The 20,907-nt window shown below is 69.2% G+C and carries 26 protein-coding genes; 19 read left to right on the top strand and 7 right to left on the bottom strand.

Going from position 1 to position 20,907, the window contains the following annotated elements; all coding sequences use genetic code 11:
* Positions 1-25: 25 nt before the first annotated feature.
* Positions 26-253 (top strand): SCO5555 family protein, encoded by a 228-nt coding sequence (locus ACWDZ6_RS22440; protein ID WP_215177549.1) that lies wholly within the window; start codon positions 26-28, stop codon positions 251-253.
* Positions 254-395: 142 nt separating this feature from the next.
* Complete coding sequence (locus ACWDZ6_RS22445) at positions 396-1,049, top strand: HU family DNA-binding protein (protein WP_351455232.1); 654 nt, start codon at positions 396-398, stop codon at positions 1,047-1,049.
* An 88-nt stretch (positions 1,050-1,137) separates the two neighbouring features.
* On the opposite strand, the gene ACWDZ6_RS22450 is transcribed toward ACWDZ6_RS22445, so the two are convergent.
* Complete coding sequence (locus ACWDZ6_RS22450; RefSeq protein ID WP_326652852.1) at positions 1,138-1,341, bottom strand: hypothetical protein; 204 nt, start codon at positions 1,339-1,341, stop codon at positions 1,138-1,140.
* A 22-nt stretch (positions 1,342-1,363) separates the two neighbouring features.
* Complete coding sequence (cofC, locus tag ACWDZ6_RS22455) at positions 1,364-2,059, bottom strand: 2-phospho-L-lactate guanylyltransferase (RefSeq protein ID WP_451504256.1); 696 nt, start codon at positions 2,057-2,059, stop codon at positions 1,364-1,366.
* 139 nt (positions 2,060-2,198) lie between these two features.
* Here cofC and ACWDZ6_RS22460 point away from each other — a divergent pair, with 139 nt between their 5' ends.
* The 3 genes from ACWDZ6_RS22460 to ACWDZ6_RS22470 all read left to right on the top strand — a co-directional run bounded on the left by ACWDZ6_RS22460 (position 2,199) and on the right by ACWDZ6_RS22470 (position 5,186).
* Positions 2,199-2,951 (top strand): lysophospholipid acyltransferase family protein, encoded by a 753-nt coding sequence (locus ACWDZ6_RS22460; protein WP_451504257.1) that lies wholly within the window; start codon positions 2,199-2,201, stop codon positions 2,949-2,951.
* Positions 2,948-3,961 carry an NAD(P)H-dependent glycerol-3-phosphate dehydrogenase gene (locus ACWDZ6_RS22465; RefSeq protein ID WP_326652855.1) on the top strand — a complete coding sequence of 338 codons (1,014 nt, stop codon included), beginning with the start codon at positions 2,948-2,950 and terminating at the stop codon, positions 3,959-3,961. Before ACWDZ6_RS22460 ends, ACWDZ6_RS22465 begins: the two co-directional genes overlap by 4 nt.
* Before the next feature lie 67 nt (positions 3,962-4,028).
* Positions 4,029-5,186 (top strand): D-alanine--D-alanine ligase family protein, encoded by a 1,158-nt coding sequence (locus tag ACWDZ6_RS22470; RefSeq protein ID WP_451504258.1) that lies wholly within the window; start codon positions 4,029-4,031, stop codon positions 5,184-5,186.
* A 3-nt stretch (positions 5,187-5,189) separates the two neighbouring features.
* Here the strand turns inward: ACWDZ6_RS22470 and ACWDZ6_RS22475 are convergent, their stop codons facing one another.
* Together ACWDZ6_RS22475 and ACWDZ6_RS22480 are read right to left on the bottom strand one after the other, a co-directional pair.
* Entirely contained in the window at positions 5,190-5,663 is a 474-nt protein-coding gene (locus ACWDZ6_RS22475) for a DUF3515 domain-containing protein (RefSeq protein WP_451504259.1), read from the bottom strand.
* Between the two features lie 20 nt (positions 5,664-5,683).
* Positions 5,684-5,917 (bottom strand): Lrp/AsnC family transcriptional regulator, encoded by a 234-nt coding sequence (locus ACWDZ6_RS22480; RefSeq protein ID WP_108152814.1) that lies wholly within the window; start codon positions 5,915-5,917, stop codon positions 5,684-5,686.
* Between the two features lie 228 nt (positions 5,918-6,145).
* Here ACWDZ6_RS22480 and ACWDZ6_RS22485 point away from each other — a divergent pair, with 228 nt between their 5' ends.
* Together ACWDZ6_RS22485 and thiD are read left to right on the top strand one after the other, a co-directional pair.
* On the top strand, positions 6,146-7,117 hold the full coding sequence (locus tag ACWDZ6_RS22485; RefSeq protein WP_351455247.1) for a thiamine-phosphate kinase: 972 nt from the start codon (positions 6,146-6,148) through the stop codon (positions 7,115-7,117).
* A 10-nt stretch (positions 7,118-7,127) separates the two neighbouring features.
* Positions 7,128-7,970: a bifunctional hydroxymethylpyrimidine kinase/phosphomethylpyrimidine kinase gene (thiD, locus tag ACWDZ6_RS22490; protein ID WP_451504260.1), complete on the top strand. Its 843-nt coding sequence runs from the start codon at positions 7,128-7,130 to the stop codon at positions 7,968-7,970.
* A gap of 161 nt (positions 7,971-8,131) precedes the next feature.
* Here thiD and rpmB read toward each other — a convergent pair whose 3' ends face one another.
* On the bottom strand, positions 8,132-8,317 hold the full coding sequence (rpmB, locus tag ACWDZ6_RS22495; protein WP_003957616.1) for a 50S ribosomal protein L28: 186 nt from the start codon (positions 8,315-8,317) through the stop codon (positions 8,132-8,134).
* 256 nt (positions 8,318-8,573) lie between these two features.
* Between rpmB and ACWDZ6_RS22500 the strand changes: the two genes are divergently transcribed.
* From ACWDZ6_RS22500 to mutM, 9 genes are all read left to right on the top strand, one after another.
* Positions 8,574-10,157, top strand: coding sequence for a DAK2 domain-containing protein (locus ACWDZ6_RS22500; protein WP_451504261.1), 1,584 nt, complete (start codon positions 8,574-8,576; stop codon positions 10,155-10,157).
* A 61-nt stretch (positions 10,158-10,218) separates the two neighbouring features.
* A complete protein-coding gene (recG, locus tag ACWDZ6_RS22505) occupies positions 10,219-12,405 on the top strand; it encodes an ATP-dependent DNA helicase RecG (protein ID WP_451504262.1) in 2,187 nt (728 codons plus the stop codon).
* Positions 12,406-12,453: 48 nt separating this feature from the next.
* A complete protein-coding gene (gene rsmD / locus ACWDZ6_RS22510; RefSeq protein WP_451504263.1) occupies positions 12,454-13,038 on the top strand; it encodes a 16S rRNA (guanine(966)-N(2))-methyltransferase RsmD in 585 nt (194 codons plus the stop codon).
* Between the two features lie 26 nt (positions 13,039-13,064).
* The gene (gene coaD, locus ACWDZ6_RS22515; protein WP_366732309.1) at positions 13,065-13,556 is read left to right on the top strand and encodes a pantetheine-phosphate adenylyltransferase; all 492 of its coding nucleotides are present in this window, start codon (positions 13,065-13,067) and stop codon (positions 13,554-13,556) included.
* A 145-nt stretch (positions 13,557-13,701) separates the two neighbouring features.
* On the top strand, positions 13,702-14,796 hold the full coding sequence (locus ACWDZ6_RS22520; RefSeq protein WP_451504264.1) for a cell division initiation protein: 1,095 nt from the start codon (positions 13,702-13,704) through the stop codon (positions 14,794-14,796).
* Between the two features lie 181 nt (positions 14,797-14,977).
* Entirely contained in the window at positions 14,978-15,577 is a 600-nt protein-coding gene (locus ACWDZ6_RS22525; protein ID WP_366732289.1) for a YceD family protein, read from the top strand.
* A gap of 2 nt (positions 15,578-15,579) precedes the next feature.
* Positions 15,580-15,753: a 50S ribosomal protein L32 gene (gene rpmF / locus ACWDZ6_RS22530; protein WP_026165248.1), complete on the top strand. Its 174-nt coding sequence runs from the start codon at positions 15,580-15,582 to the stop codon at positions 15,751-15,753.
* A 19-nt stretch (positions 15,754-15,772) separates the two neighbouring features.
* Positions 15,773-16,645, top strand: coding sequence for a ribonuclease III (gene rnc / locus ACWDZ6_RS22535; protein ID WP_451504265.1), 873 nt, complete (start codon positions 15,773-15,775; stop codon positions 16,643-16,645).
* Positions 16,646-16,768: 123 nt separating this feature from the next.
* Positions 16,769-17,629, top strand: coding sequence for a bifunctional DNA-formamidopyrimidine glycosylase/DNA-(apurinic or apyrimidinic site) lyase (gene mutM, locus ACWDZ6_RS22540; protein ID WP_366732287.1), 861 nt, complete (start codon positions 16,769-16,771; stop codon positions 17,627-17,629).
* Here mutM and ACWDZ6_RS22545 read toward each other — a convergent pair.
* Positions 17,602-18,018, bottom strand: coding sequence for a winged helix-turn-helix transcriptional regulator (locus ACWDZ6_RS22545; RefSeq protein WP_451504266.1), 417 nt, complete (start codon positions 18,016-18,018; stop codon positions 17,602-17,604). The two genes, mutM and ACWDZ6_RS22545, sit on opposite strands and share 28 nt — an antisense overlap.
* Before the next feature lie 111 nt (positions 18,019-18,129).
* Here ACWDZ6_RS22545 and ACWDZ6_RS22550 point away from each other — a divergent pair, with 111 nt between their 5' ends.
* On the top strand, positions 18,130-18,720 hold the full coding sequence (locus tag ACWDZ6_RS22550; RefSeq protein WP_451504267.1) for a flavodoxin family protein: 591 nt from the start codon (positions 18,130-18,132) through the stop codon (positions 18,718-18,720).
* Positions 18,721-18,779: 59 nt separating this feature from the next.
* Here the strand turns inward: ACWDZ6_RS22550 and ACWDZ6_RS22555 are convergent, their stop codons facing one another.
* Positions 18,780-19,700, bottom strand: coding sequence for a CAP domain-containing protein (locus ACWDZ6_RS22555; RefSeq protein WP_451504268.1), 921 nt, complete (start codon positions 19,698-19,700; stop codon positions 18,780-18,782).
* A gap of 140 nt (positions 19,701-19,840) precedes the next feature.
* On the opposite strand from ACWDZ6_RS22555, the gene ACWDZ6_RS22560 reads away from it, so the two are divergent.
* Positions 19,841-20,122 carry an acylphosphatase gene (locus tag ACWDZ6_RS22560; RefSeq protein WP_351455279.1) on the top strand — a complete coding sequence of 94 codons (282 nt, stop codon included), beginning with the start codon at positions 19,841-19,843 and terminating at the stop codon, positions 20,120-20,122.
* A gap of 387 nt (positions 20,123-20,509) precedes the next feature.
* Positions 20,510-20,728 carry a hypothetical protein gene (locus ACWDZ6_RS22565; RefSeq protein ID WP_327326328.1) on the top strand — a complete coding sequence of 73 codons (219 nt, stop codon included), beginning with the start codon at positions 20,510-20,512 and terminating at the stop codon, positions 20,726-20,728.
* The last annotated feature ends 179 nt before the right edge of the window (positions 20,729-20,907 follow it).

Consider the following 20,907-nt stretch of genomic DNA (forward strand, 5'->3'; position numbering starts at 1 on the left):
TCGCCCCAGATGGCACAATCGGTGCATGGAACGCGACAGCCAACTCGAGCTCTACGAGGCAGTCGCCGCCCGATTGAAGGAAGCGCACACAAGGGTGCGTGAACTGCAAGTCCCGGAGGGCGTAAGGATGGCGCTGTCCCGGAAGCTGCTGGTCGTCACGGCCGCGGCGAAGCACGATCTCCCGGATGCGGCAAGGCGTCTGGACCGCTTGATGAAGGACCTCGACGAGGGCCGATTCCCTGAAGGCGACTGACACCCAAAGTTCCGCGACGGCCGACTTCGTTGCGGCACTAGGGTGATTAGCCCGTTTCGTGTTTGATTTGCGGTATATATCTGCCTAACGTGCGAAAAAGCCTGGACGCATTCGTTCCGGCAATGTCTCCGAAGGGGAAGACGTGAACAAGGCGCAGCTCGTAGAAGCGATTGCCGACAAGGTCGGAGGCCGTCAGCAGGCCGCCGAGGCTGTCGACGCGGTACTTGACGCGATCGTCCGCGCAGTTGTCGGCGGAGACCGGGTTTCGGTCACCGGCTTCGGCTCGTTCGAGAAGGTCGACCGTCCGGCCCGTTACGCCCGCAACCCGCAGACGGGTGAGCGCGTACGGGTCAAGAAGACCTCCGTCCCGCGCTTCCGTGCGGGACAGGGCTTCAAGGATCTGGTGAGCGGCTCGAAGAAGCTGCCCAGGGGTGGCGAGGTCGCCGTCAAGAAGGCTCCCAAGGGCAGCCTCTCGGGCGGTGCTTCCACCCGTACGACAGTGAAGAAGGCCGCCGCCAAGAAGGTCGCGGCGAAGAAGGTCGCCGCGAAGAAGGCGACCGTCAGGAAGACCACGGCGGCGGCGAAGAAGACGACCGCCAAGAAGGCCACGGCGAAGAAGACCACGGCCAAGAAGGCCACCGCCAAGAAGGCGGCTCCGGCCAAGAAGACCGCGGCCAAGAAGGCGACGGCGAAGAAGACCGCCCCCGCCAAGAAGGCCACGGCCAAGAAGGCGCCCGCCAAGAGGACGACGTCGCGCAAGACGACCGCCAAGAAGACCACCGCCAGGAAGAAGTAAGCGGCAAAAGGTCACAGGGCCACTCATGCGCCGGGCCGGACTCCCCCAGGGGAGCCCGGCCCGCGGCGTTTGCGCAGGTTCGCGGTGTTCAGAGCGTCTGCAGCGTCACCAGCGTGATGCGGAGGGACGTGCCCGCGCCCTCGGTCTCGATCCGGACCCGCTGGCCCGGCCGGAGCAGCCGCAGCCCGCCCGCGTCGAAGGCCGCGGCATCGAACTCCACCGGCGTGCCGTCGTCGAGCAGCACGCTCCCGCTGCGGGTTTCGGAGTCGTATGTGTACGAGGTCGCCTGCATGCCCGCCAGCCTATCCGTCGCCTCAGCCGTCCATGGCGTGGGCGCCGGACTGCCAGCGCTCCGCGGTCCGCGGCCCCACGCCGAGCACGAGCGCGGCGTCCAGATCGTCCCCGGTGTCCACGTCCTGCCGTACCGAATCGACCCCGTCGAGCAGGATTTCCACCGCCCCCGAAGCCCTGTGCCGGCGCCGCGAGCGACCGCCGAAAGCGGGACGCAATTCCACGCCGGGTGCTGCAGAGAGAAATGTCGTGCCGATTCCGGCCGTATCCGTTAGAAATGTCCGGGGAAATGCCGAAGCTCTCGCAAGCACCCGCGCCAATTCCATGGGCCGCAATGCGGGCAGATCGGCGTTGAGCGCGCCGACCGCCGCGGCGGGCCGCACCGCCCGCACCGCCTCCGCCCCGTGCGTCAGCGCCGCGTTGAGTCCCGCCGCGGGAGTGTCCGGAACGATCCGCGCACCCAGCGCGGCCAGCTCCGCGGCGGCCGCCGGATCGTCCGTGACGACCGCCACATCCCGCACCTCCGGGCACGCGAGCGCCGCGGCCACGGTGTCCTGGGCGAAGGCGAGTGCCAGATGCGGCCGCAGAATGTCGTCCGCCGCCTCCGCGAGCCTGCTCTTGGCCAGTACGAGGGGCTTGAGCGGGACGACCAGGGACCAGGGGGCCGTCGGGTCGGTGTTCGTGGCGAGCTCTCCGTTCCGTGCGCATCGGGTGCCCATTGTCGCCTGAGCGCGTGAAGGTGCGGAGGGCTGGGCCTGTGGCCGGGGCGTACGGTGTTCTCGACAGACCAGGGGCCTGGGGCGACACTTGACCCCCAGCAGCCAGGCAGCATGCCCGGTCATAGAGGAAGGTGTCCGAGTGTCCCGCCGTACAATCGGCTTCTGGTACCGCCTGGCGGCGGCCATCGCTAAACCGCCGCTGTTGGTTCTGTTCAAGCGGGACTGGCGGGGAATGGAACACATTCCGGCTGACGGCGGATTTATCACCGCCATCAATCACAACTCGTATCTCGACATGTTCTCGTACGGCCACTTCCAGTACAACACCGGACGTGTGCCCCGATTCCTGGCCAAGGCCGCGCTCTTCAAAGCGCCCGGTGTGGGGATCCTGCTGCGAGGTACGGGCCAGATTCCCGTCTACCGCGAGTCCTCCAACGCCTTCGGCGCCTTCCGCGCCGCCGTGGAAGCCGTGGAGCGCGGTGAATGCGTCGCCTTCTACCCCGAGGGCACTCTCACCCGCGATCCCGGCCAGTGGCCGATGACCGGGAAGACCGGAGTGGCGCGTGCGGCACTGCTGACCAGGGCGCCGGTTGTGCCCGTCGCCCAGTGGGGCGCCAACTTGGCGATGCCGCCGTACGCCAAGGAGAACAAGGTCAGCTTCTTCCCCCGCAAGACCCTCCAGGTGAAGGCGGGGCCACCGGTCGACCTCACTGCCTACTACGACAGGGAGCCGACGCCGGAGGTGCTGAAGGCGGCGACCGAGGTCATCATGTCCGCCATCACCGACCTGCTGGAGGAGCTGCGCGGTGAGCAGGCACCCGAGAAGCCGTACGATCTGCGCGAAATCCGCGCGCAGGAGCGCCGCAAGGCCGCCGAGGAGGGCACCAAGTGACGCGCGCAGCCACCAGGGCAGCAGTATTCGGAACCGGTTCGTGGGGCACGGCGTTCGCCATGGTCCTCGCCGACGCGGGCTGCGAGGTGACCCTCTGGGCCCGCCGTCCCGAAGTCGCCGACGCCGTCAACAACACCCGCACCAACCCCGAGTATCTGCCGGGAATTGAGCTTCCGGAGTCGGTACGAGCCACCACCGACCCCGCCGAGGCCGCGGCCGGCGCCGACTTCACGGTCCTCACCGTCCCCTCGCAGACCCTGCGCGGCAACCTCGCCGGCTGGGCGTCCCTGCTGGCCCCCGACACCGTGCTCGTCTCTCTCATGAAGGGCGTCGAACTCGGCACCGCCAAGCGGATGAGCGAGGTCATCGAGGAGGTCGCCAAGGTCTCCGCGGACCGGGTCGCCGTGGTCACAGGCCCCAACCTCGCCAAGGAGATCGCCCAGCGCCGGCCCGCCGCGGCCGTGGTCGCCTGCCGCGACGAGGCCGTCGCCCAGCGTCTCCAGTCCGCCTGCCACACCCCGTACTTCCGCCCTTACACCAACACCGACGTGGTCGGCTGCGAACTCGGCGGCGCCGTCAAGAACGTCATCGGTCTCGCCGTCGGCATTGCCGACGGCATGGGCCTCGGCGACAACGCCAAGGGCTCGCTCATCACCCGCGGCCTCGCCGAGACCACCCGCCTCGGCCTCGTGATGGGCGCCGACCCGATGACCTTCTCCGGCCTCGCCGGACTCGGCGACCTGGTCGCCACCTGCTCGTCGCCGCTCTCCCGCAACCACACCTTCGGAACCAACCTCGGGCGCGGTATGACCCTCCAGGAGACCATCGCGGTCACCAAGCAGACCGCTGAAGGCGTCAAGTCCTGTGAGTCGGTGCTCGATCTGGCGCGCCGCCACGGTGTCGACATGCCGATCACCGAGACGGTCGTCGGCATCGTCCACGACGGCAAGCCGCCGGTGGTCGCGCTCAAGGAGCTGATGTCACGCAGTGCCAAGCCCGAGCGCCGCTGACGTGGCCCTCTGTGCCCCGTGGGGGGAATCCCCTCACCCCCCACCAAGCGGGTAGTCTCATCGCGATATGAGCAGCGAGAACCTCCCCCAGAGCCCTGAGCAGCAGCTCCGCAAGCCGCGCGTAGCCGTCGTCTTCGGCGGTCGCAGCTCCGAACACGGAATCTCCGTGGTCACCGCCGGTGCCGTGCTGCGGTCCATCGACCGTACGAAGTACGACGTACTGCCGATCGGCATCACGACGGACGGCCGGTGGGCGCTGACCGCCGACGAACCGGACCGGATGGCCATCACCGACCGCAAGACGCCCAGCGTCGAGCAGCTGGCCGAGTCGGCCGACGGTGGTGTGGTCCTCTCCGTCGATCCGGCCAACCGCGAGGTCGTCTACAGCGAACCCGGCTCCGTGCCCAAGGTGCTCGGCGAGGTCGATGTCGTCTTCCCGATGCTGCACGGCCCGTACGGCGAGGACGGCACCCTTCAGGGCCTGCTGGAGCTCTCCGGCGTCCCGTACGTCGGCTCCGGCGTCCTCGCCTCGGCCGTCGGCCAGGACAAGGAGTACATGAAGCGGGTGTTCATCTCCTTCGGGCTGCCGGTCGGCCCGTTCGAGGTCATCCGCCCCCGCGAGTGGGAGCAGGACCCGTCCGCCGCCCGCAAGAAGATCGTCGACTTCGCCGGTGAGCACGGCTGGCCGCTCTTCGTGAAGCCGGCACGCGCCGGCTCCTCGATCGGCATCACCAAGGTCGACGACCTCTCCGGCCTTGACGACGCGATCGCCGAGGCGCAGCGCCACGACCCCAAGATCCTGGTGGAGTCGCTGCTGCGCGGCCGCGAGATCGAGTGCGGAGTGCTCGACTTCGAGGACGGTCCGCGCGCCAGCGTGCCGGCCGAGATCCCGCCGGTCACGGCGCACGAGTTCTACGACTTCGAGGCCAAGTACATCGACTCGGCGGCGGGTCTCGTGCCCGCGCCGCTGACCCCGGAGCAGACCGCCGAGGTGCAGCGGCTCGCGGTCGAGGCCTTCGACGCCGCGTCCTGCGAGGGACTGGTCCGCGCCGACTTCTTCCTGCAGGAGAACGGCGAGTTCGTGATCAACGAGATCAACACCATGCCGGGCTTCACACCCATCTCGATGTACCCGCGGATGTGGCAGGAGAGCGGCATCGGCTACCCGGAGCTGGTGGACAGGCTGATCCAGGCGGCGCTGCGCCGCCCGACCGGCCTGCGCTAGAGGTCAAAGCCTGGCCGGGACCGTCTTCTTGACGGGCCCGGCCAGATCCGTGAGCGGCCCGATGTCATGGGCGTACTGCTTCCCCAGCGTGATCTCGACATAGGTCTTGCGGTAGGTGGTGGTGAACCGGGGGCCGGCCTCCCGCTGTTCCAGCAGCCAGTTGACCCCGTTCACGTCCACCCCCTTCGACTGGGGGTCGCTCATCTTCTCCGGCCGGGGGACGCCGCAGCGCAGTACGATCGCGGCATCGCCCCAGCCGGCGGTCAGTTCGGAAGCCGGTCCGGGGTCGTTGCGGTCCTGTCCGGCGACGGACTCGGGCAGCTCCTCGTGCAGCGCACGGCACAAGGAGACTTCCGCCGGCGGAGGGCTGGGAACCGTGATCGACGCCTCTGCGTCCGTGGAGGAGCAGCCCGCCGCAGCCAACAGCGCGATGGCGGCTGCGGACAGGCAGAAGGGCCGGCGGCGATATGAAGTCACCGGCCAAGCGTAGACGGGGGCTACAGGTGCACGACCGGGCAGGTCAGGGTGCGGGTGATGCCGTCCACTTGCTGGACCTTGGCGACCACCATACGACCGAGATCATCGACTGTCTCGGCCTGCGCGCGCACGATCACGTCATAGGGACCGGTTACGTCCTCGGCCTGAATCACTCCCGGAATCTTGCCGATGGTCTCGGCGACGGTCGACGCCTTGCCCACCTCGGTCTGAATGAGGATGTACGCCTGTACCACGGAACCTCCAGGGCGGCCACGAGGATCATGTGGGGAGAGAAGAGACGCCACGGTATCGCGTCGTCGCGGCTGCGGGGAGACCCGCGCGCCGGGCGATGCCCGCAGCGTGGCGTACGGAGACCAGAAGTTGGCGTATCTCTTGACGGTACCCACCGCGAAGAAGGCTCGCGACCGCAAGCAAGCAGCACTGCCGGGCGTTCCGGCAGAACGACGGAGAGGTGAGACTCGGTGAAGGGCACTGTGGGCGAGTTGGGGGAGTTCGGGCTCATCAGGGAGCTCACCTCCCGGCTCACCTCCACCCCCGCGGTACGGCTGGGGCCCGGCGACGACGCCGCGGTCGTGGCCGCACCCGACCGCAGGGTTGTGGCGAGTACGGACATCCTGCTCGAGGGGCGGCACTTCCGCCGCGACTGGTCGACGGCGTACGACGTGGGCCGCAAGGCCGCCGCCCAGAACCTGGCCGACATCGCCGCGATGGGCGCGGTCCCGACCGCGCTGCTGCTCGGCCTGGTCGTGCCGGCCGAACTCCCGGTCACCTGGGCCACCGAGCTGATGGACGGCATCCGGGACGAGTGCCAGGTCGCGGGAGCGGCGGTGGTCGGCGGCGATGTCGTACGAGGCGACCTCATCACCCTCGCGATCACCGCTCTCGGCGATCTGCGCAATCACGAGCCGGTCACCCGGGCCGGCGCCCAGCCCGGCGATGTCGTCGCGTACACCGGCTGGTTGGGGTGGTCGGCCGCCGGGCACGCGGTGCTCTCGCGCGGCTTCCGCTCACCGCGCGCCTTCGTCGAGGCGCACCGGCGGCCCGAGCCGCCGTACCACGCGGGCCCGGCGGCGGCCGGCCTCGGCGCCACTGCCATGACCGATGTCAGCGACGGGCTCGTCGCCGACCTCGGGCACATCGCGGACGCCAGCAAGGTCCGTATCGACCTGCGGTCCGGTCTCATCGACATCCCCAGCCAGATGAACGACATCGGCCAGGCGGTCGGCGTCGATCCGCTGCAGTGGGTGCTGACCGGGGGAGAGGACCATGCGATCGTCGCGACCTTCCCCGCGGACGCGAAGCTGCCGGCCCGCTGGAAGGTGATCGGCGAGGTGCTCAACCCCTCGGCGCTGCCTCAGGTGACCGTCGACGGAGCGCCATGGACCAGCAAGGGCGGCTGGGACCACTTCGGGGACATCGAGGACGGCAAGTAGATTCGGCGGTATGCAGTCCCTCTCTTTTACTTTCCCGGCCCCCCGCGTTCTCACCGTCGCCGGATCCGACTCCGGCGGCGGTGCCGGTATTCAGGCCGACCTGAAGACCATGCTGGCGCTCGGCGTGCACGGGATGAGCGTGCTCACCGCGGTCACCGCGCAGAACTCGCTGGGCGTGCAGGGCGCGTGGGAGCTGCCTGTCGAGGCGGTGCGGGCGCAGTACCGCAGCGTCGTCGACGACATCGGCGTACAGGCCGTGAAGACCGGAATGCTGGCGTCCGCGCCGTTGGTCGAGACGGTCGCGGAGCTGCTGGCGGGCACGGACGCGCCGGTGGTCGTCGACCCGGTGGGCATCTCCAAGCACGGGGATTCGCTGCTGGCGGCATCCGCGCTCGACTCCGTACGCACAAAGCTGCTGCCGACCGCCACGGTGGCCACGCCCAACCTCGACGAGGTGACCCAGCTGACGGGGGTGGTGGTCGAGGACGAGAGCGGGATGCGCCGGGCCGCGGACGCCGTGCTCGGCTTCGGGCCACGCTGGGCGCTGATCAAGGGCGGGCATCTCGCGGGGGACTCCGGGCGGGCGGGTCGGAACCAGGCAGTGGACCTGCTGACGGACGGCACCGAGGAACACTGGCTGCGCGCGCCCAGGTACGACAACAGGCACACCCACGGGACGGGCTGCACGCTGGCGTCCGCGGTCGCGTCGGGGCTGGCGAGGGGGATGGACGTTCCGGAGGCCGTCCGGGCGGCCAAGGAGTACGTCACGGGGGCGATTGCGGCGGGCTTCCCGCTGGGCGCGGGCATCGGTCCGGTGGATCACGCCTGGCGCTTTCGCCGATCGCTTCGGTGACGGCTGCCGGCGGGTGACTGCTACTGCGGCTGCTTCCGGTGACTGTCCGGGTACGGCAAAAAGCCGGTCCACCGAGGTGGACCGGCTTTCAAGGCAACCGCAGGGGCTGCGCTACGACGAAACGTCGGCGGGAACATCCCCGCTGAGCGGGGCGCAACCAATTAGCGCGAGACCTTGCCGGCCTTGATGCACGAGGTGCAGACGTTGAGCCGCTTCGGCGTCCGACCGACCACGGCACGCACGCGCTGGATGTTCGGGTTCCAGCGACGGGACGTACGGCGGTGCGAGTGCGAAATGTTGTTGCCGAAGCCCGGCCCCTTGCCGCAGACGTCGCAGTTGGCAGCCACGGGTCACTCCAAAGACTTCAGATGCACTTACAGTGAATTCCGGCGCGCCGGATCAGTGATCTGATTGGTGGCTTTGCCGGGGGAATGGCCCGACTTTCATCGGGCAACCGGAGCAGCATACAACGACTGCGTCCGAGATACGAAACTACCATGGCTTCTCCCGCCCCCGCCCCGGCCCTTGGCCCCGACCGGGGTCTACCCTGCGGTTCAACCCGCAGCCCACGGCCCACTCCGGCCGCTCAAGGAGGATCACCAGGTGCCGCAGACCCTCGACGCCGCAGCGGTGCGTGCCTGGTGCTCACTGGCGCTGGAGGCCCTGGGCCGGGAGCGCGAGGAGATCGACGCGATCAATGTCTATCCGGTCGCGGACGGGGACACCGGCACCAATCTGTACCTGACCGTGGAGTCCGCGGCCCAGGCCGTGGAGGCCGTCTTCGCCGCTCATGAGACCAAGGCCGCCCTGCCCGCGTCGGCCGATGTGCTGCGGGCGATGGCGCACGGGGCGCTGATCGGGGCACGCGGGAACTCGGGGACGATCCTGGCGCAGCTGCTGCGGGGCATGGCCGAGCGGATCGGTGAAGGTGACCATCCGGCCGCCGCGCTGCGGCGGGCGGCCGTGTTGGCGCGTGCGGCGGTCGCGCATCCGGTCGAGGGCACGATCCTGAGCGTGGCCGGGGCGGCGGCGGACGCGGCGGAGGCCGACCCGGACGATGCCGTGCGCGCGGCGTACGCGGGGGCGCTGGCCGCGCTGGACGCGACGCCGGACCAGCTCGAGGTACTGGGGCGGGCGGGCGTCGTCGACGCGGGCGGACGGGGGCTGCTCGCCGTGCTCGGGGCGCTCGTCGAGGCCGTGTCGGGCGAGGCCCCGGTGCTCCCGGCGCTGGCGCATGTGCGGCCGGAGCCTGTGGCCGGGACCGGGGAGACGTGTGCTGCCGGGGGCCCGGCCTTCGAGGTCATCTATCTGCTGGAGGCGGACGATACGGCCGTGGCCCGGCTGCGGGCCCGGCTCGACAAGCTCGGCGACTCGCTCGTCGTCGTCGGCGGCGACGGCCTGTGGAACGTCCATGTGCACGTCGACGACGCGGGCGCGGCGGTGGAGGCGGGCGTCGAGGCGGGGCGGCCGTACCGGATCCGTATCACCCACTTCGACACCGCGGCGGCGGTGATGCGTGAACAGGTGCAGCGGGCGGTCGTCGTGGTCGTCCCCGGGGAGGGACTGGCGGGCCTGTGCTCCGAGGCCGGAGCGACCACGGTTCTCGCCCGCCCCGGCGAACCCCTGGCCAGCGGCGAGCTGGTCGAGGCGATCCGGCGCGCCCACGCGCGCGAGGTGGTCCTGCTGCCGAACTCCGCGGAGCTGCGGCACACGGCCGCCGCGGCCGCGGAGCAGGCCCGTACGGAAGGTGTGCGGGTCGCTCTCGTCCCCACCCGTGCCGCGGTCCAGGGCATCGCGGCGCTCGCCGTCCACGAGCCGGACCGGCGCTTCGACGAGGACGTGGTCGCGATGACCGCGGCGGCGGGCGCGACCCGCTACGCCGAACTGGCCGTCGCGGAACGGCAGTCGTGGACGACGGCCGGCGTCTGCCAGGCCGGCGACGTGCTGGGCCTGATCGACGGCGACGTGGCGGTGATCGGCACGGATCTGGCGGTCACGGCGGAGACGGTGCTGGACCGCATGCTGGCGGCGGGCGGCGAGATGGTGACGCTGGTGCTCGGCGAGGACGTACCGGAGGCCATGGCGGACCGGCTGGAGAGGTACGTACGGGACGGCCACCTGGCGGTCGACACGGTGGTCTACCGCGGCGGTCGCCAGTCGGCGCCACTGTTGATCGGTGTGGAGTAGCCACGGCTGTGACCAGGGGTTATCCACAGGTGTCCGACGGCTGTCAGTGGTTTGGTGTGCAATGGACCGCGTGTCCGCGCTCGACGAACCCCTGAAGAAGACGCTCGGTGCAGCCACCGCGAAGGTGATGGCCGAGCACCTCGACCTGCACACCGTCGGTGATCTGCTCCACCACTACCCGCGGCGCTACGCCGAGCGGGGCGAGCTCACGCCCCTCTCCGAGCTGCCTCTGGACGAGCACGTCACGGTCGTCGCCCAGGTCGCGGACGCCCGAGTGCTCACGTTCAACCAGGGCCGCGGCCGACGCCTCGAAGTCACCATCACCGACGGCAGCGGACGGCTGCAGCTGGTCTTCTTCGGCAAGGGCGTTCACAAGCCGCAGAAGGACCTGCTGCCGGGCAGCCGCGCGATGTTCGCCGGCAAGGTGTCGATGTTCAACCGCAAGCTTCAGCTCGCCCATCCCGCGTACGAGCCGCTGGGCGCCGCCGCCAGTGCCGAGGACGCGGTGGACGCCTTCGCGAACCAGCTGATCCCGCTCTATCCGGCCTGCAAGCAGCTGGAGTCCTGGAAGATCGCCAAGGCGGTGGACGCGGTCCTGCCGCGCGCCGCGGAGGCCGCCGACCCGCTGCCGCCCTCGCTGCGTGAAGGCCGTGGATTCGCCGCGCTCCCCGATGCCCTGCGCAAGATCCACCGGCCGCGGACGAAGGCGGACATCGCCGAGGCCAGGGACCGGCTCAAATGGGACGAGGCATTCGTCCTTCAGGTGGCGCTCGCCCGGCGGCGGCACGCCGACACCCAACTGCCCGCGGTGGCACGGAAACCCAGGCCGGGCGCTGTGCTCGACGCCTTCGACGCCAAGCTGCCCTTCACCCTCACAGAAGGCCAGCAGAAGGTCACCAAGGAGATCTTCGACGACCTGGCGACCGAGCACCCCATGCACCGTCTGCTCCAGGGCGAGGTCGGTTCGGGCAAGACCATAGTCGCGCTGCGGGCGATGCTCACCGTCGTCGACGCGGGCGGCCAGTCCGCGATGCTCGCGCCCACCGAGGTCCTCGCCCAGCAGCACCACCGCTCGGTCACCGAGATGATGGGCGAGCTTGCGGAGGGCGGGATGCTCGGCGGCGCCGAGCACGCCACCAAAGTGGTGCTGCTGACCGGCTCCATGGGCGCGGCCGCGCGCCGGCAGGCGCTGCTCGATCTGGTGACGGGCGAAGCCGGGATCGTCATCGGTACGCACGCGCTGATCGAGGACAAGGTGCAGTTCCACGATCTGGGGCTGGTCGTCGTCGACGAGCAGCACCGCTTCGGCGTGGAGCAGCGCGACGCCCTGCGCTCGAAGGGCAAACAGCCGCCGCATCTGCTGGTCATGACCGCCACCCCCATTCCCCGTACGGTCGCGATGACCGTCTTCGGCGATCTGGAGACCTCCGTCCTGGACCAGCTGCCGGCTGGCCGGTCGCCGATCGCCACCCATGTGGTCCCCGCCCAGGACAAACCGCATTTCCTCGCGCGCGCCTGGGAGCGCGTGCGCGAGGAGGTGGAGAACGGACATCAGGCGTACGTCGTCTGTCCCCGTATCGGCGACGGCGAGGACGAGCCGAAGAAGAAGTCCGCCGAGGACGACGCCGAGAAGCGCCCGCCCCTGGCCGTGATCGAGATCGCCGAACAGCTCGCCGAGGGCCCCTTGAGCGGTCTGCGCGTCGAAGTGCTGCACGGCCGGATGCAGCCCGACGACAAGGACGACGTCATGCGCCGCTTCGCCGCGGGTGATGTGGACGTCCTGGTCGCCACCACCGTCATCGAGGTCGGTGTCAACGTCCCCAACGCCACCGCCATGGTGATCATGGACGCGGACCGGTTCGGTGTCTCCCAGCTGCACCAGCTGCGCGGCCGGGTGGGCCGTGGCTCGGCCCCCGGACTCTGTCTGCTGGTCAGCGAGATGCCCGAGGCGAGTCCCGCCCGGTCCCGGCTGGCTGCGGTCGCCGCCACGCTCGACGGCTTCGAGCTCTCCCGTATCGACCTCGAACAGCGCCGCGAGGGCGATGTGCTCGGCCAGGCACAGTCCGGCGTGCGCTCCTCGTTGCGGATGCTCACGGTCATCGAGGACGAGGAGGTGATCGCCGCTGCCCGCGAGGAGGCCGTCGCGATCGTCAGCGAGGACCCGGAGCTGGAGCGGCTGCCCGAGCTGCGTACGGCCCTGGACGCACTGCTCGACACAGAGCGCGAGCAGTACCTCGACAAGGGCTGAGAGACTGGCGGGAAGAGATTCCTCATCGAGCTCACCAGAAGGACTGAGATGACCCGCGTGATCGCCGGCGCGGCCGGCGGACGCCGCCTCGCCGTCCCGCCCGGCAACGGCACCCGCCCCACCTCCGACCGCGCTCGTGAGGGGCTCTTCTCCAGCTGGGAGTCGCTCCTCGGCACGCTCAGTGGCATCCGCGTCGCCGATCTGTACGCCGGCTCGGGCGCCGTCGGCCTGGAGGCGCTCTCCCGCGGCGCGTCCCACGCACTCCTCGTCGAGGCCGATTCCCGCGCGGTCCGCACCGTCCGTGAGAACGTCCGCGCGCTCGGACTGCCAGGGGCCGAGGTCCGTACCGGTAAAGCGGAACAAATCGTGACGAGTCTCGCCCCCGAAGTCCCCTATGACGTGGTTTTCCTCGACCCTCCGTACGCCGTCACCGACGACGATCTTCGCGAGATTCTGCTCACACTCCGCACTCAGGGCTGGCTCGCGGACGATGCGCTCGTCACCGTGGAGCGGAGCACCAGGGGCGGCGAGTTCGTTTGGCCGCAGGGTTTCGAGCCACTGCGAGCCCGTCGTTACGGCGAAGGCACGCTTTGGTACGGTCGCGCCGCCTCTACGTGCGAAGACGCACGATGATCGGACCGGAGAGCGAGGGACTTCAGTTGCGCCGCGCAGTCTGTCCCGGGTCATTCGACCCCATCACCAATGGACACCTCGACATCATTGCCCGCGCCTCCAAGCTGTACGACGTCGTATACGTCGCGGTGATGATCAATCAGTCCAAGCAGGGACTGTTCACGGTCGAGGAGCGGATCGAGATGATCCGCCACGTGACCAGCGAGTACGGAAACGTCGAGGTGGAGTCCCACCACGGCCTCCTCGTCGACTTCTGCAAGCAGCGCGACATCCCGGCCATCGTCAAGGGTCTGCGCGCCGTCAGCGACTTCGACTACGAGCTGCAGATGGCCCAGATGAACAACGGCCTCTCGGGTGTGGAGACGTTGTTCGTCCCGACCAACCCCACCTACAGCTTCCTCTCCTCCAGTCTGGTCAAGGAGGTCGCCGCCTGGGGCGGCGACGTCTCCCACCTGCTGCCTCCCGTGGTGCACCAGGCGCTCACCAAGCGCCTCGCCGAGAGGGCACGAACCCAGTGAGGAATCGGTGACCGTTCGGTGACGCGACGAGTGACGAACCGGGTGGCCGGCTGACAGCCCGTCACCCGGTGTCGTCCGGGCACCGACTGCCCGTACAGTCGTCCACGTCCGTCTCCCATCAGCTGTAGAGAGTGGCGAACACACGGTGGACGTCCAGAAGAAGCTCGACGAGATCGTCGAGGCGGTCGGCAACGCCCGGTCCATGCCCATGTCGGCCTCCTGCGTGGTCAACCGCGCGGACCTGCTCGCCATGCTCGAAGAGGTCCGCCAGGCCCTGCCGGGCTCGCTGGCCCAGGCCCAGGAGCTGATCGGCGGCCGTGAGCAGCTGGTCGAGCAGGCCCGCCAGGAGGCGGAGCGGATCATCGAGACCGCCCACGCCGAACGCGGCTCGCTGATCTCGGACACCCACGTCGCCCGCCAGTCCCAGGACGAGGCCGACCGGATCCTCGCCGAGGCCCGCCGTGACGCCGAGGAGATCCGCGCCGAGGCCGACGACTACGTCGACTCCAAGCTCGCCAACTTCGAGGTCGTCCTCACCAAGACCATCGGGTCCGTCGACCGCGGCCGCGAGAAGCTGCTCGGCCGTGGACCGGGGCTGGACGAGCAGGGGTACGCCGACGAGGACGCCCCCGAGTACAGCGCGGACCCGCAGACCCTGATCCAGCGCGCGGACGAGTACGTCGACGCCAAGCTCGGCGCCTTCGAGGCCGTGCTCTCCAAGACCCTCGACGCGGTCGGCCGCGGCCGGCAGAAGCTGCACGGCCGGACCACCAGTGACGCGCTCGGCGAGCACATGGCCGCCCAGGACGCGGCGGGTACGCAGCAGCACGCCAGCGACGCCGACTATCTGGCCGGTCTCGCGGAGCTGGCCGAGCCGCAGCCGCAGGTCCCGCGGCAGGTCCAGTACCAGCCGCAGGCCGACCCGCAGCCCCAGTACCAGCAGCAGGCCGACCCGCAGCCCCAGATCCCGGCTCAGCAGGACCCGTACGCCTACCAGCCGCAGCAGCCGCAGGAGGCGTACGCGGCCTATCAGCAGGACCCGTACGCCGCGTACCAGCAGCAGAGCTACGACCAGCAGCAGTACGCACAGCAGGACCCGTACGCCTATCAGCAGCAGGACCAGCCCCAGCAACAGCCCCAGCAGGCGCAGCAGCAGGGGGCCGCTCTCGACGAGACCAGCCTCTTCGACACGAGCATGATCGACCTCGAGCAGCTGCGCCGGTACGAGCAGGGCCGCTGAGTTTCCGGCCGCCGACGACCGGATTGGGTCTACGGCGGCCTGTCCAGTATCCTGGCTCTTCGGTCGCGCGCAGCTTCGCGATCCCGGCTGCCCGCTTCCACTCCGAATCGGGACAGCCCCTCCCCACGATCCGAAAGCAGGAAGAGCCCTGAACGCGCATCTTGACCACCGCAACCCCCTCGTGTTCGACACACGCGAGCTGGGGCGGCGTCCTGGTGCGCTTCAGCGGCTGACCCGCACGGTCGCGACCCCCAAGGACTTCGGTATCGAAGGGGTCATCGGCGTGCCCTTGGGCGCACCGATCGAGCTCGATCTCCGCCTCGAGTCGGTCATGGAGGGTGTGCTTGTCACAGGCACCGCCCGTGCACCGGTCGAGGGGGAGTGCGTAAGGTGTCTGGAGCCGTTGCACCAAGAGGTTGCGACGGACTTCCAGGAGCTGTTCACGTACCCCGACGCCGACGACCGGGGCCGCACCGCGGAACCCGTCGACGACGCCGAGGACGAGGACAGACTCTTTCTCGAGGACGGCCTGTTCGACCTCGAGTCCGTGCTGCGTGATGCGGTGGTGCTCGCACTGCCGATGCAGCCGGTGTGCCGGGAGACCTGTGCCGGCCTGTGTCCCGAATGCGGGATCAGGCTGGACGAGAACCCGGGTCATCATCATGACGCCGTCGACAATCGTTGGGCGGCGTTGCAGGGACTCGTCGAAACCGTCAAGGACGGCGAGAAGGACAACATGGGCGGCGCCGAAGCGGGCGTCGACGAGAAGCAGGAGAAGTAGCCGTGGCTGTTCCGAAGCGGAAGATGTCGCGCAGCAACACGCGCCACCGCCGGTCGCAGTGGAAGGCTGCGGTCCCCACCTTGGTTTCGTGTGAGCGTTGCCAGGAGCCGAAGCAGCAGCACATCGCGTGCCCGAGCTGCGGCACCTACAACAAGCGCCAGGTCCTCGAGGTCTGAGCGGCTGGTGAGAGGCACGATGTCTGAGTTGTCCAACGCCAAGAAGCAGGCAGACAACGTCAACGCAGCCTCGTCCCACACGCTTCTGGAAGGGCGGCTCGGGTACCACCTCGAGTCCGCCCTTCTGGTGCGTGCGCTGACCCACCGTTCGTACGCGTACGAGAACGGCGGTCTGCCCACCAACGAGCGGCTCGAATTCCTCGGGGATTCGGTGCTCGGCCTGGTGGTCACCGACACGCTGTACCGCACCCACCCCGACCTGCCCGAAGGCCAGCTGGCCAAGTTGCGGGCCGCGGTGGTCAATTCGCGTGCGCTGGCGGAGGTCGGCCGTGGCCTCGAACTCGGCCTCTTCATCCGGCTCGGCCGGGGTGAAGAGGGCACGGGCGGCAGGGACAAGGCGTCCATCCTCGCCGACACCCTTGAAGCGGTGATCGGCGCTGTCTATCTCGACCAGGGCCTCGAAGCGGCCTCGGAGCTGGTTCACCGGCTCTTCGACCCGCTGATCGAGAAGTCCTCGAACCTCGGCGCCGGCCTGGACTGGAAGACCAGTCTCCAGGAGCTCACCGCTGCCGAGGGGCTCGGAGTCCCGGAGTATCTCGTCACCGAGACCGGCCCGGACCACGAGAAGACCTTCACTGCTGCCGCCCGCGTCGGTGGTGTCTCGTACGGCACCGGCACCGGCCGCAGCAAGAAGGAAGCGGAGCAGCAGGCGGCGGAGTCCGCGTGGCGGGAGATCAGTGCCGCCGCGGATGAGCGCGTGGCTGCCGGGAAGGCCGCCGCCGAGGTGGCGCCCTCCACTGAGGGCGCGGCTGATGCGGCGACCGAGGTGGCAGGCGAAGAGGCCGCCGACACCTCTTCGTCCACGGAGTCCGCGGACCGGGCCTCGGCCTGAGTCCACGCTTCCGCTTTCCGCCGTGAGGCCCCTCGCTCCCAGGGAGCGAGGGGCCTCACGGATTTCGGCGGTGGGTGGAGCGGTACGCTGCGGGCGTCACCGCGAAAGTTCTGAAGGAGCCCCGTGCCCGAGCTGCCCGAGGTCGAAGTCGTACGTCGCGGACTCCAGCGCTGGGTCAGCGGGCGCACCATCGCCGAGGTGCAGGTGCTGCACCCGCGTGCGGTCCGCCGGCATATCGCCGGCGGCGAGGACTTCGCGGCCCGGCTCAAGGGGCACAGCGTCGGCGTGGCCCGCCGCCGCGGCAAGTACCTCTGGCTTCCGCTGGCGGACACGGACGCCTCGATCCTCGGTCACCTCGGCATGAGCGGCCAGCTCCTCGTACAGCCGGAAACCGCACCGGACGAGAAGCATCTCCGCATCCGCATCCGCTTCGACGACACCCTCGGCACCGAGCTGCGCTTTGTCGACCAGCGCACCTTCGGCGGGCTTTCGTTGCACGACAACACCCCTGAGGGACTGCCCGACGTCATCGCGCACATCGCACGCGATCCGATCGACCCGGCCTTCGACGACGCGGCTTTCCACACCGCGCTGCGTCTGCGCCGTACCACCGTCAAGCGCGCGCTGCTCGACCAGTCCCTGATCAGCGGTGTCGGCAACATCTACGCGGACGAGGCACTCTGGCGAGCGAAGCTCCATTACGAGCGCCCCACCGCGACCCTCACACGCCCGCGCTCGGTCGAACTCCTCGGCCATGTACGGGGGGTGATGGTCGCCGCCCTCGCCGTCGGGGGCACCAGTTTCGACAGCCTGTATGTGAACGTGAACGGTGAATCAGGCTACTTCGACCGGTCGTTGGACGCCTACGGGCGCGAGGGCGAGCCGTGCCGTCGCTGTGGCACGCCGATACGCCGCCGCCCCTGGATGAACCGGTCCAGCTACTTCTGCCCGCGCTGTCAGCGGCCGCCGCGCACCTCGTCGTAAGTCCCCCGCGCCGCCAGGACCTCGGGCATCCGCCCCTCCACGAAGCGGATGAGTGTGAGCAGCCGCTCCGCGACCTGGCGTCCCAGCGGGGTGAGTTCGTAGTCGACCCGTGGGGGATTGGTCGGCTGCGCGTCCCGTCGTACGAGCCCGTCGCGCTCCAGCGCTTGCAGGGTCTGGGACAGCATCTTCTCGCTCACGCCGTCGATCCGCCGCCGCAGCTCGTTGAAACGGAATGTGCCTTCGTGGAGCGCTCCCAGCGTGAGGCTGCCCCAACGGCCGGTGACGTCCTCGAGGGTGTCGCGCGACGGGCACCGGCGGGAAAACACGTCAAAGGCGAGGCCGCCGTCCGGACAGACTCCGGTGCTCTCTACCTGTGCACTGGTCTCCATCTCGCCACCATACTCCCGTGCAGCGCTAACTCATGGGTTGCGCTAACTGAAAGTTAGTGTTTCTCTGGTGGCACCACCGACGAGCACCCCGCTTTCGAGGAGTCCCTTACCGTGACCACGCCTGTTGTCTCGATCGCCTACCACTCCGGGTACGGCCACACCGCCGTCATCGCGTCGGCCGTCCGCGAAGGAGCGGCCGCCGCCGGCGCCACTGTTCACCTGATCAAGGTCGACGAGATCGACGATGCCCAGTGGGAGCTGCTCGACGGCTCCGACGCCATCGTCTTCGGGTCGCCCACCTACATGGGGACCGCGTCCGGTGCCTTCCACCGGTTCGCGGAGGACACCTCCCGGCGCTGGTTCACCGACGCCTGGAAGGACAAGCTGGCGGCCGGCTTCTCCAACTCCGGCTCCAAGAGCGGCGACAAGCTGCACACCCTGCAGTTCTTCGCGACGCTCGCCGCTCAGCACGGTATGCACTGGGTGAACCTCGGGCTCAAGCCCGGCTGGAACTCCACCGAGGGCTCCGAGCACGACCTCAACCGCCTGGGCTTCTTCTCCGGCGCCGCCGCCCAGACCAACTCCGACGAGGGCCCGGAGGGTGTGCACAAGGCCGACATCGCGACCGCGGAGCACCTCGGCCGCCGGGTGGCGGAGACCGCCCGCACCTTCGTCGCGGGCCTTGCGGCCGTCGCCGCCTGACCATGAGGAAGGCCCCCGTCACCGAGGTGACGGGGGCCTTCTCGCGTACGTACGACCGGCTAGAAGCCGAAGTCCTGCGTCCACCAGGGGCCGCCGGCGCCCAGGTGCACACCGACGCCCATCGTCTTGTAGTCGCAGTTCAGGATGTTCGCGCGGTGACCGTCGCTGTTCATCCAGGAGGTCATCACAGCGGCCGGGTCGGCCTGACCGCGAGCGATGTTCTCGCCGCCGAGCCCCTGCACGCCCACCTGCGCGGCACGGTCCCAGGGCGTCGCCCCGTCAGGGTCGGTGTGGCCGAAGAAGCCACGTGTGGCCATGTCGTCGCTGAAGTCCCCGGCCAGCGCCGCAAGTGATTCGCTGGCCTGTACCGGGCTGCAGCCGACCTTGGCGCGCTCTGCGTTGACCAGGCTGAGCACCTCGGCCTCGGCGGCCTTCGCGTCCGAGGGCACGGCGGGCTTGGCAGGCTTGGCGGGTTTGGCCGGCGCGGCCGGCCGGCTGGGCGCAGGCGTCGCCTTGCGGGCCGGGGCGTCGCTCTTCGACTCCTTGCGCGCCTCGGGGACCTTCGCCTTCTTCGCAGGCGCCGCCGACGGCTTGGCCGGCGCGGGCGGGGGAGTCTTCGGCGAGGGAGCCTTCGACGGCGCATGCGGGCGCTGGGCGCCCTGGCGCACGGGGGCCGGGGCCTCGTTCGTCGGTTCCGCGCTCGCGTCGCCCTGTGTCTGGAGCTTCGCGGAGTCCTCGGTGCGTACCTGCTTGGCGGAGTCGTTGCCGTGGCCGACGTTGAACTTGTCGCCGCCCGGGAGCAGGCCGGTCGTGACGGCCACGGCCCCTACGGCCATGGCTGCGGAGGCGCCGAGCAGCCCGGTGCGTACGGGGACAAGGCCCCGCTTCTTCCGGCGTGCACCACCCCGGTGCCGGCCTGCCGAACCGTCCGCATAGTCATTTGCGACGGGTGCGGCGGCGGAGCGTCGATGGCGTCCCATCTGCTGTGCCTTCCTGGTACTCGACAGTCAATCGTCAACATGACTCACCCATACGAGTGAGGCTCATTGCGAGGGGACTGTAGCCCATGTGGCGAGGGGGTGAAGTGATCCGAAATGTATTGGCCAGTTACGGTGCCCCCATGAACGATGTTGCGCGGCTCACCGCCTGGGTACGCGGCCGGGTACAGGGAGTGGGCTTCCGCTGGTTCACCAGGGCAAATGCATTGGAGATCGGCGGCCTCACGGGCTTCGCGCTCAATCTTGACGATGGCAGGGTGCAGGTTGTGGCAGAGGGGCCACGTGATAATTGCCACCGTTTGCTGGAATGGCTTCGCTCCGACGACACACCCGGCCGGGTCGACGGAGTCACCGAGATCTGGGACACGCCCCGCGGTGGATACGAGGACTTCGCGATCAGGTGACGATCACCCCGTAATTCATCACCGCGAAGATCGCCGCGTATGCCGACGGCACCTGCCCGCGGTGGAAATGGCCTGGTGGTTGCCAAGAACGGCTTGTCGTGCCAGGCTGCGGCAGTAAGGATGATCTCTACGCCCCCAGGGCCCCGCAGAGTGGCTCCACCGCTTCATTCGCGGCCGTGAGCCCCGGGTTTGCCCGTTGATACGGGGCGTGATCGTGTTGACCGTCAAACTTTTTGGTGAGACTCTGGAAGCCCCGCGCACCTTAGCTGTTTGGCAGTACAAACCGCAGCGATAGCAAGTAACAATCACTGTCGAGCACCGCGGGTGCGAATCCCTCACGACCCACACCGCATTCGGTCGGTCACTCAGTGTGGAGGACCATCCATCATGGCAAAGGCGCTTCTCGGTTACGTCGGCGGTTCCGACCCGCGACTCCTCGCCGAGATGCGACGGCTGCAGCAGCGCGTCCAGGACCTCGAATCCGAGCTTGTACGGATCCAGTCCGAGAATGACGCGCTCAACGCTGCCGTTGCTCAGCACCCTGGAGAGTCGCTGCTCAACGGCATCGACATCGACGTGCACCAGCCGGAGCCCGCGCTCACCTGAGCAGGGGCTTTCACTGGAGTTCATCGCGCAAGATATGCAAGGGACGCTTCGGCGTCCCTTCTTTCTTTTCCCGCCCTGCCTCGCCCCTTGGAGCCCTTCCCTTACCGTCTGATGTGCCCTGCACCTTCATAGGTGAAACCGGGAGCGCTCTGTCCTCCCGGGGGGACAACCCCCACCCG

It is taken from the genome of Streptomyces sp. NPDC002926 (genome assembly GCF_053591755.1).

Coding starts and splice junctions, on each gene's coding strand:
- ACWDZ6_RS22440 (WP_215177549.1), top strand. CDS start 26: ATGGAACGCGACAGCCAACTCGAGCTCTACGAGGCAGTCGCCGCCCGA.
- ACWDZ6_RS22450 (WP_326652852.1), bottom strand. CDS start 1,341: ATGCAGGCGACCTCGTACACATACGACTCCGAAACCCGCAGCGGGAGC.
- cofC (WP_451504256.1), bottom strand. CDS start 2,059: ATGGGCACCCGATGCGCACGGAACGGAGAGCTCGCCACGAACACCGAC.
- ACWDZ6_RS22470 (WP_451504258.1), top strand. CDS start 4,029: ATGAGCAGCGAGAACCTCCCCCAGAGCCCTGAGCAGCAGCTCCGCAAG.
- thiD (WP_451504260.1), top strand. CDS start 7,128: ATGCAGTCCCTCTCTTTTACTTTCCCGGCCCCCCGCGTTCTCACCGTC.
- recG (WP_451504262.1), top strand. CDS start 10,219: ATGGACCGCGTGTCCGCGCTCGACGAACCCCTGAAGAAGACGCTCGGT.
- rsmD (WP_451504263.1), top strand. CDS start 12,454: ATGACCCGCGTGATCGCCGGCGCGGCCGGCGGACGCCGCCTCGCCGTC.
- rnc (WP_451504265.1), top strand. CDS start 15,773: ATGTCTGAGTTGTCCAACGCCAAGAAGCAGGCAGACAACGTCAACGCA.
- ACWDZ6_RS22545 (WP_451504266.1), bottom strand. CDS start 18,018: ATGGAGACCAGTGCACAGGTAGAGAGCACCGGAGTCTGTCCGGACGGC.
- ACWDZ6_RS22555 (WP_451504268.1), bottom strand. CDS start 19,700: ATGGGACGCCATCGACGCTCCGCCGCCGCACCCGTCGCAAATGACTAT.
- ACWDZ6_RS22560 (WP_351455279.1), top strand. CDS start 19,841: ATGAACGATGTTGCGCGGCTCACCGCCTGGGTACGCGGCCGGGTACAG.
- ACWDZ6_RS22565 (WP_327326328.1), top strand. CDS start 20,510: ATGGCAAAGGCGCTTCTCGGTTACGTCGGCGGTTCCGACCCGCGACTC.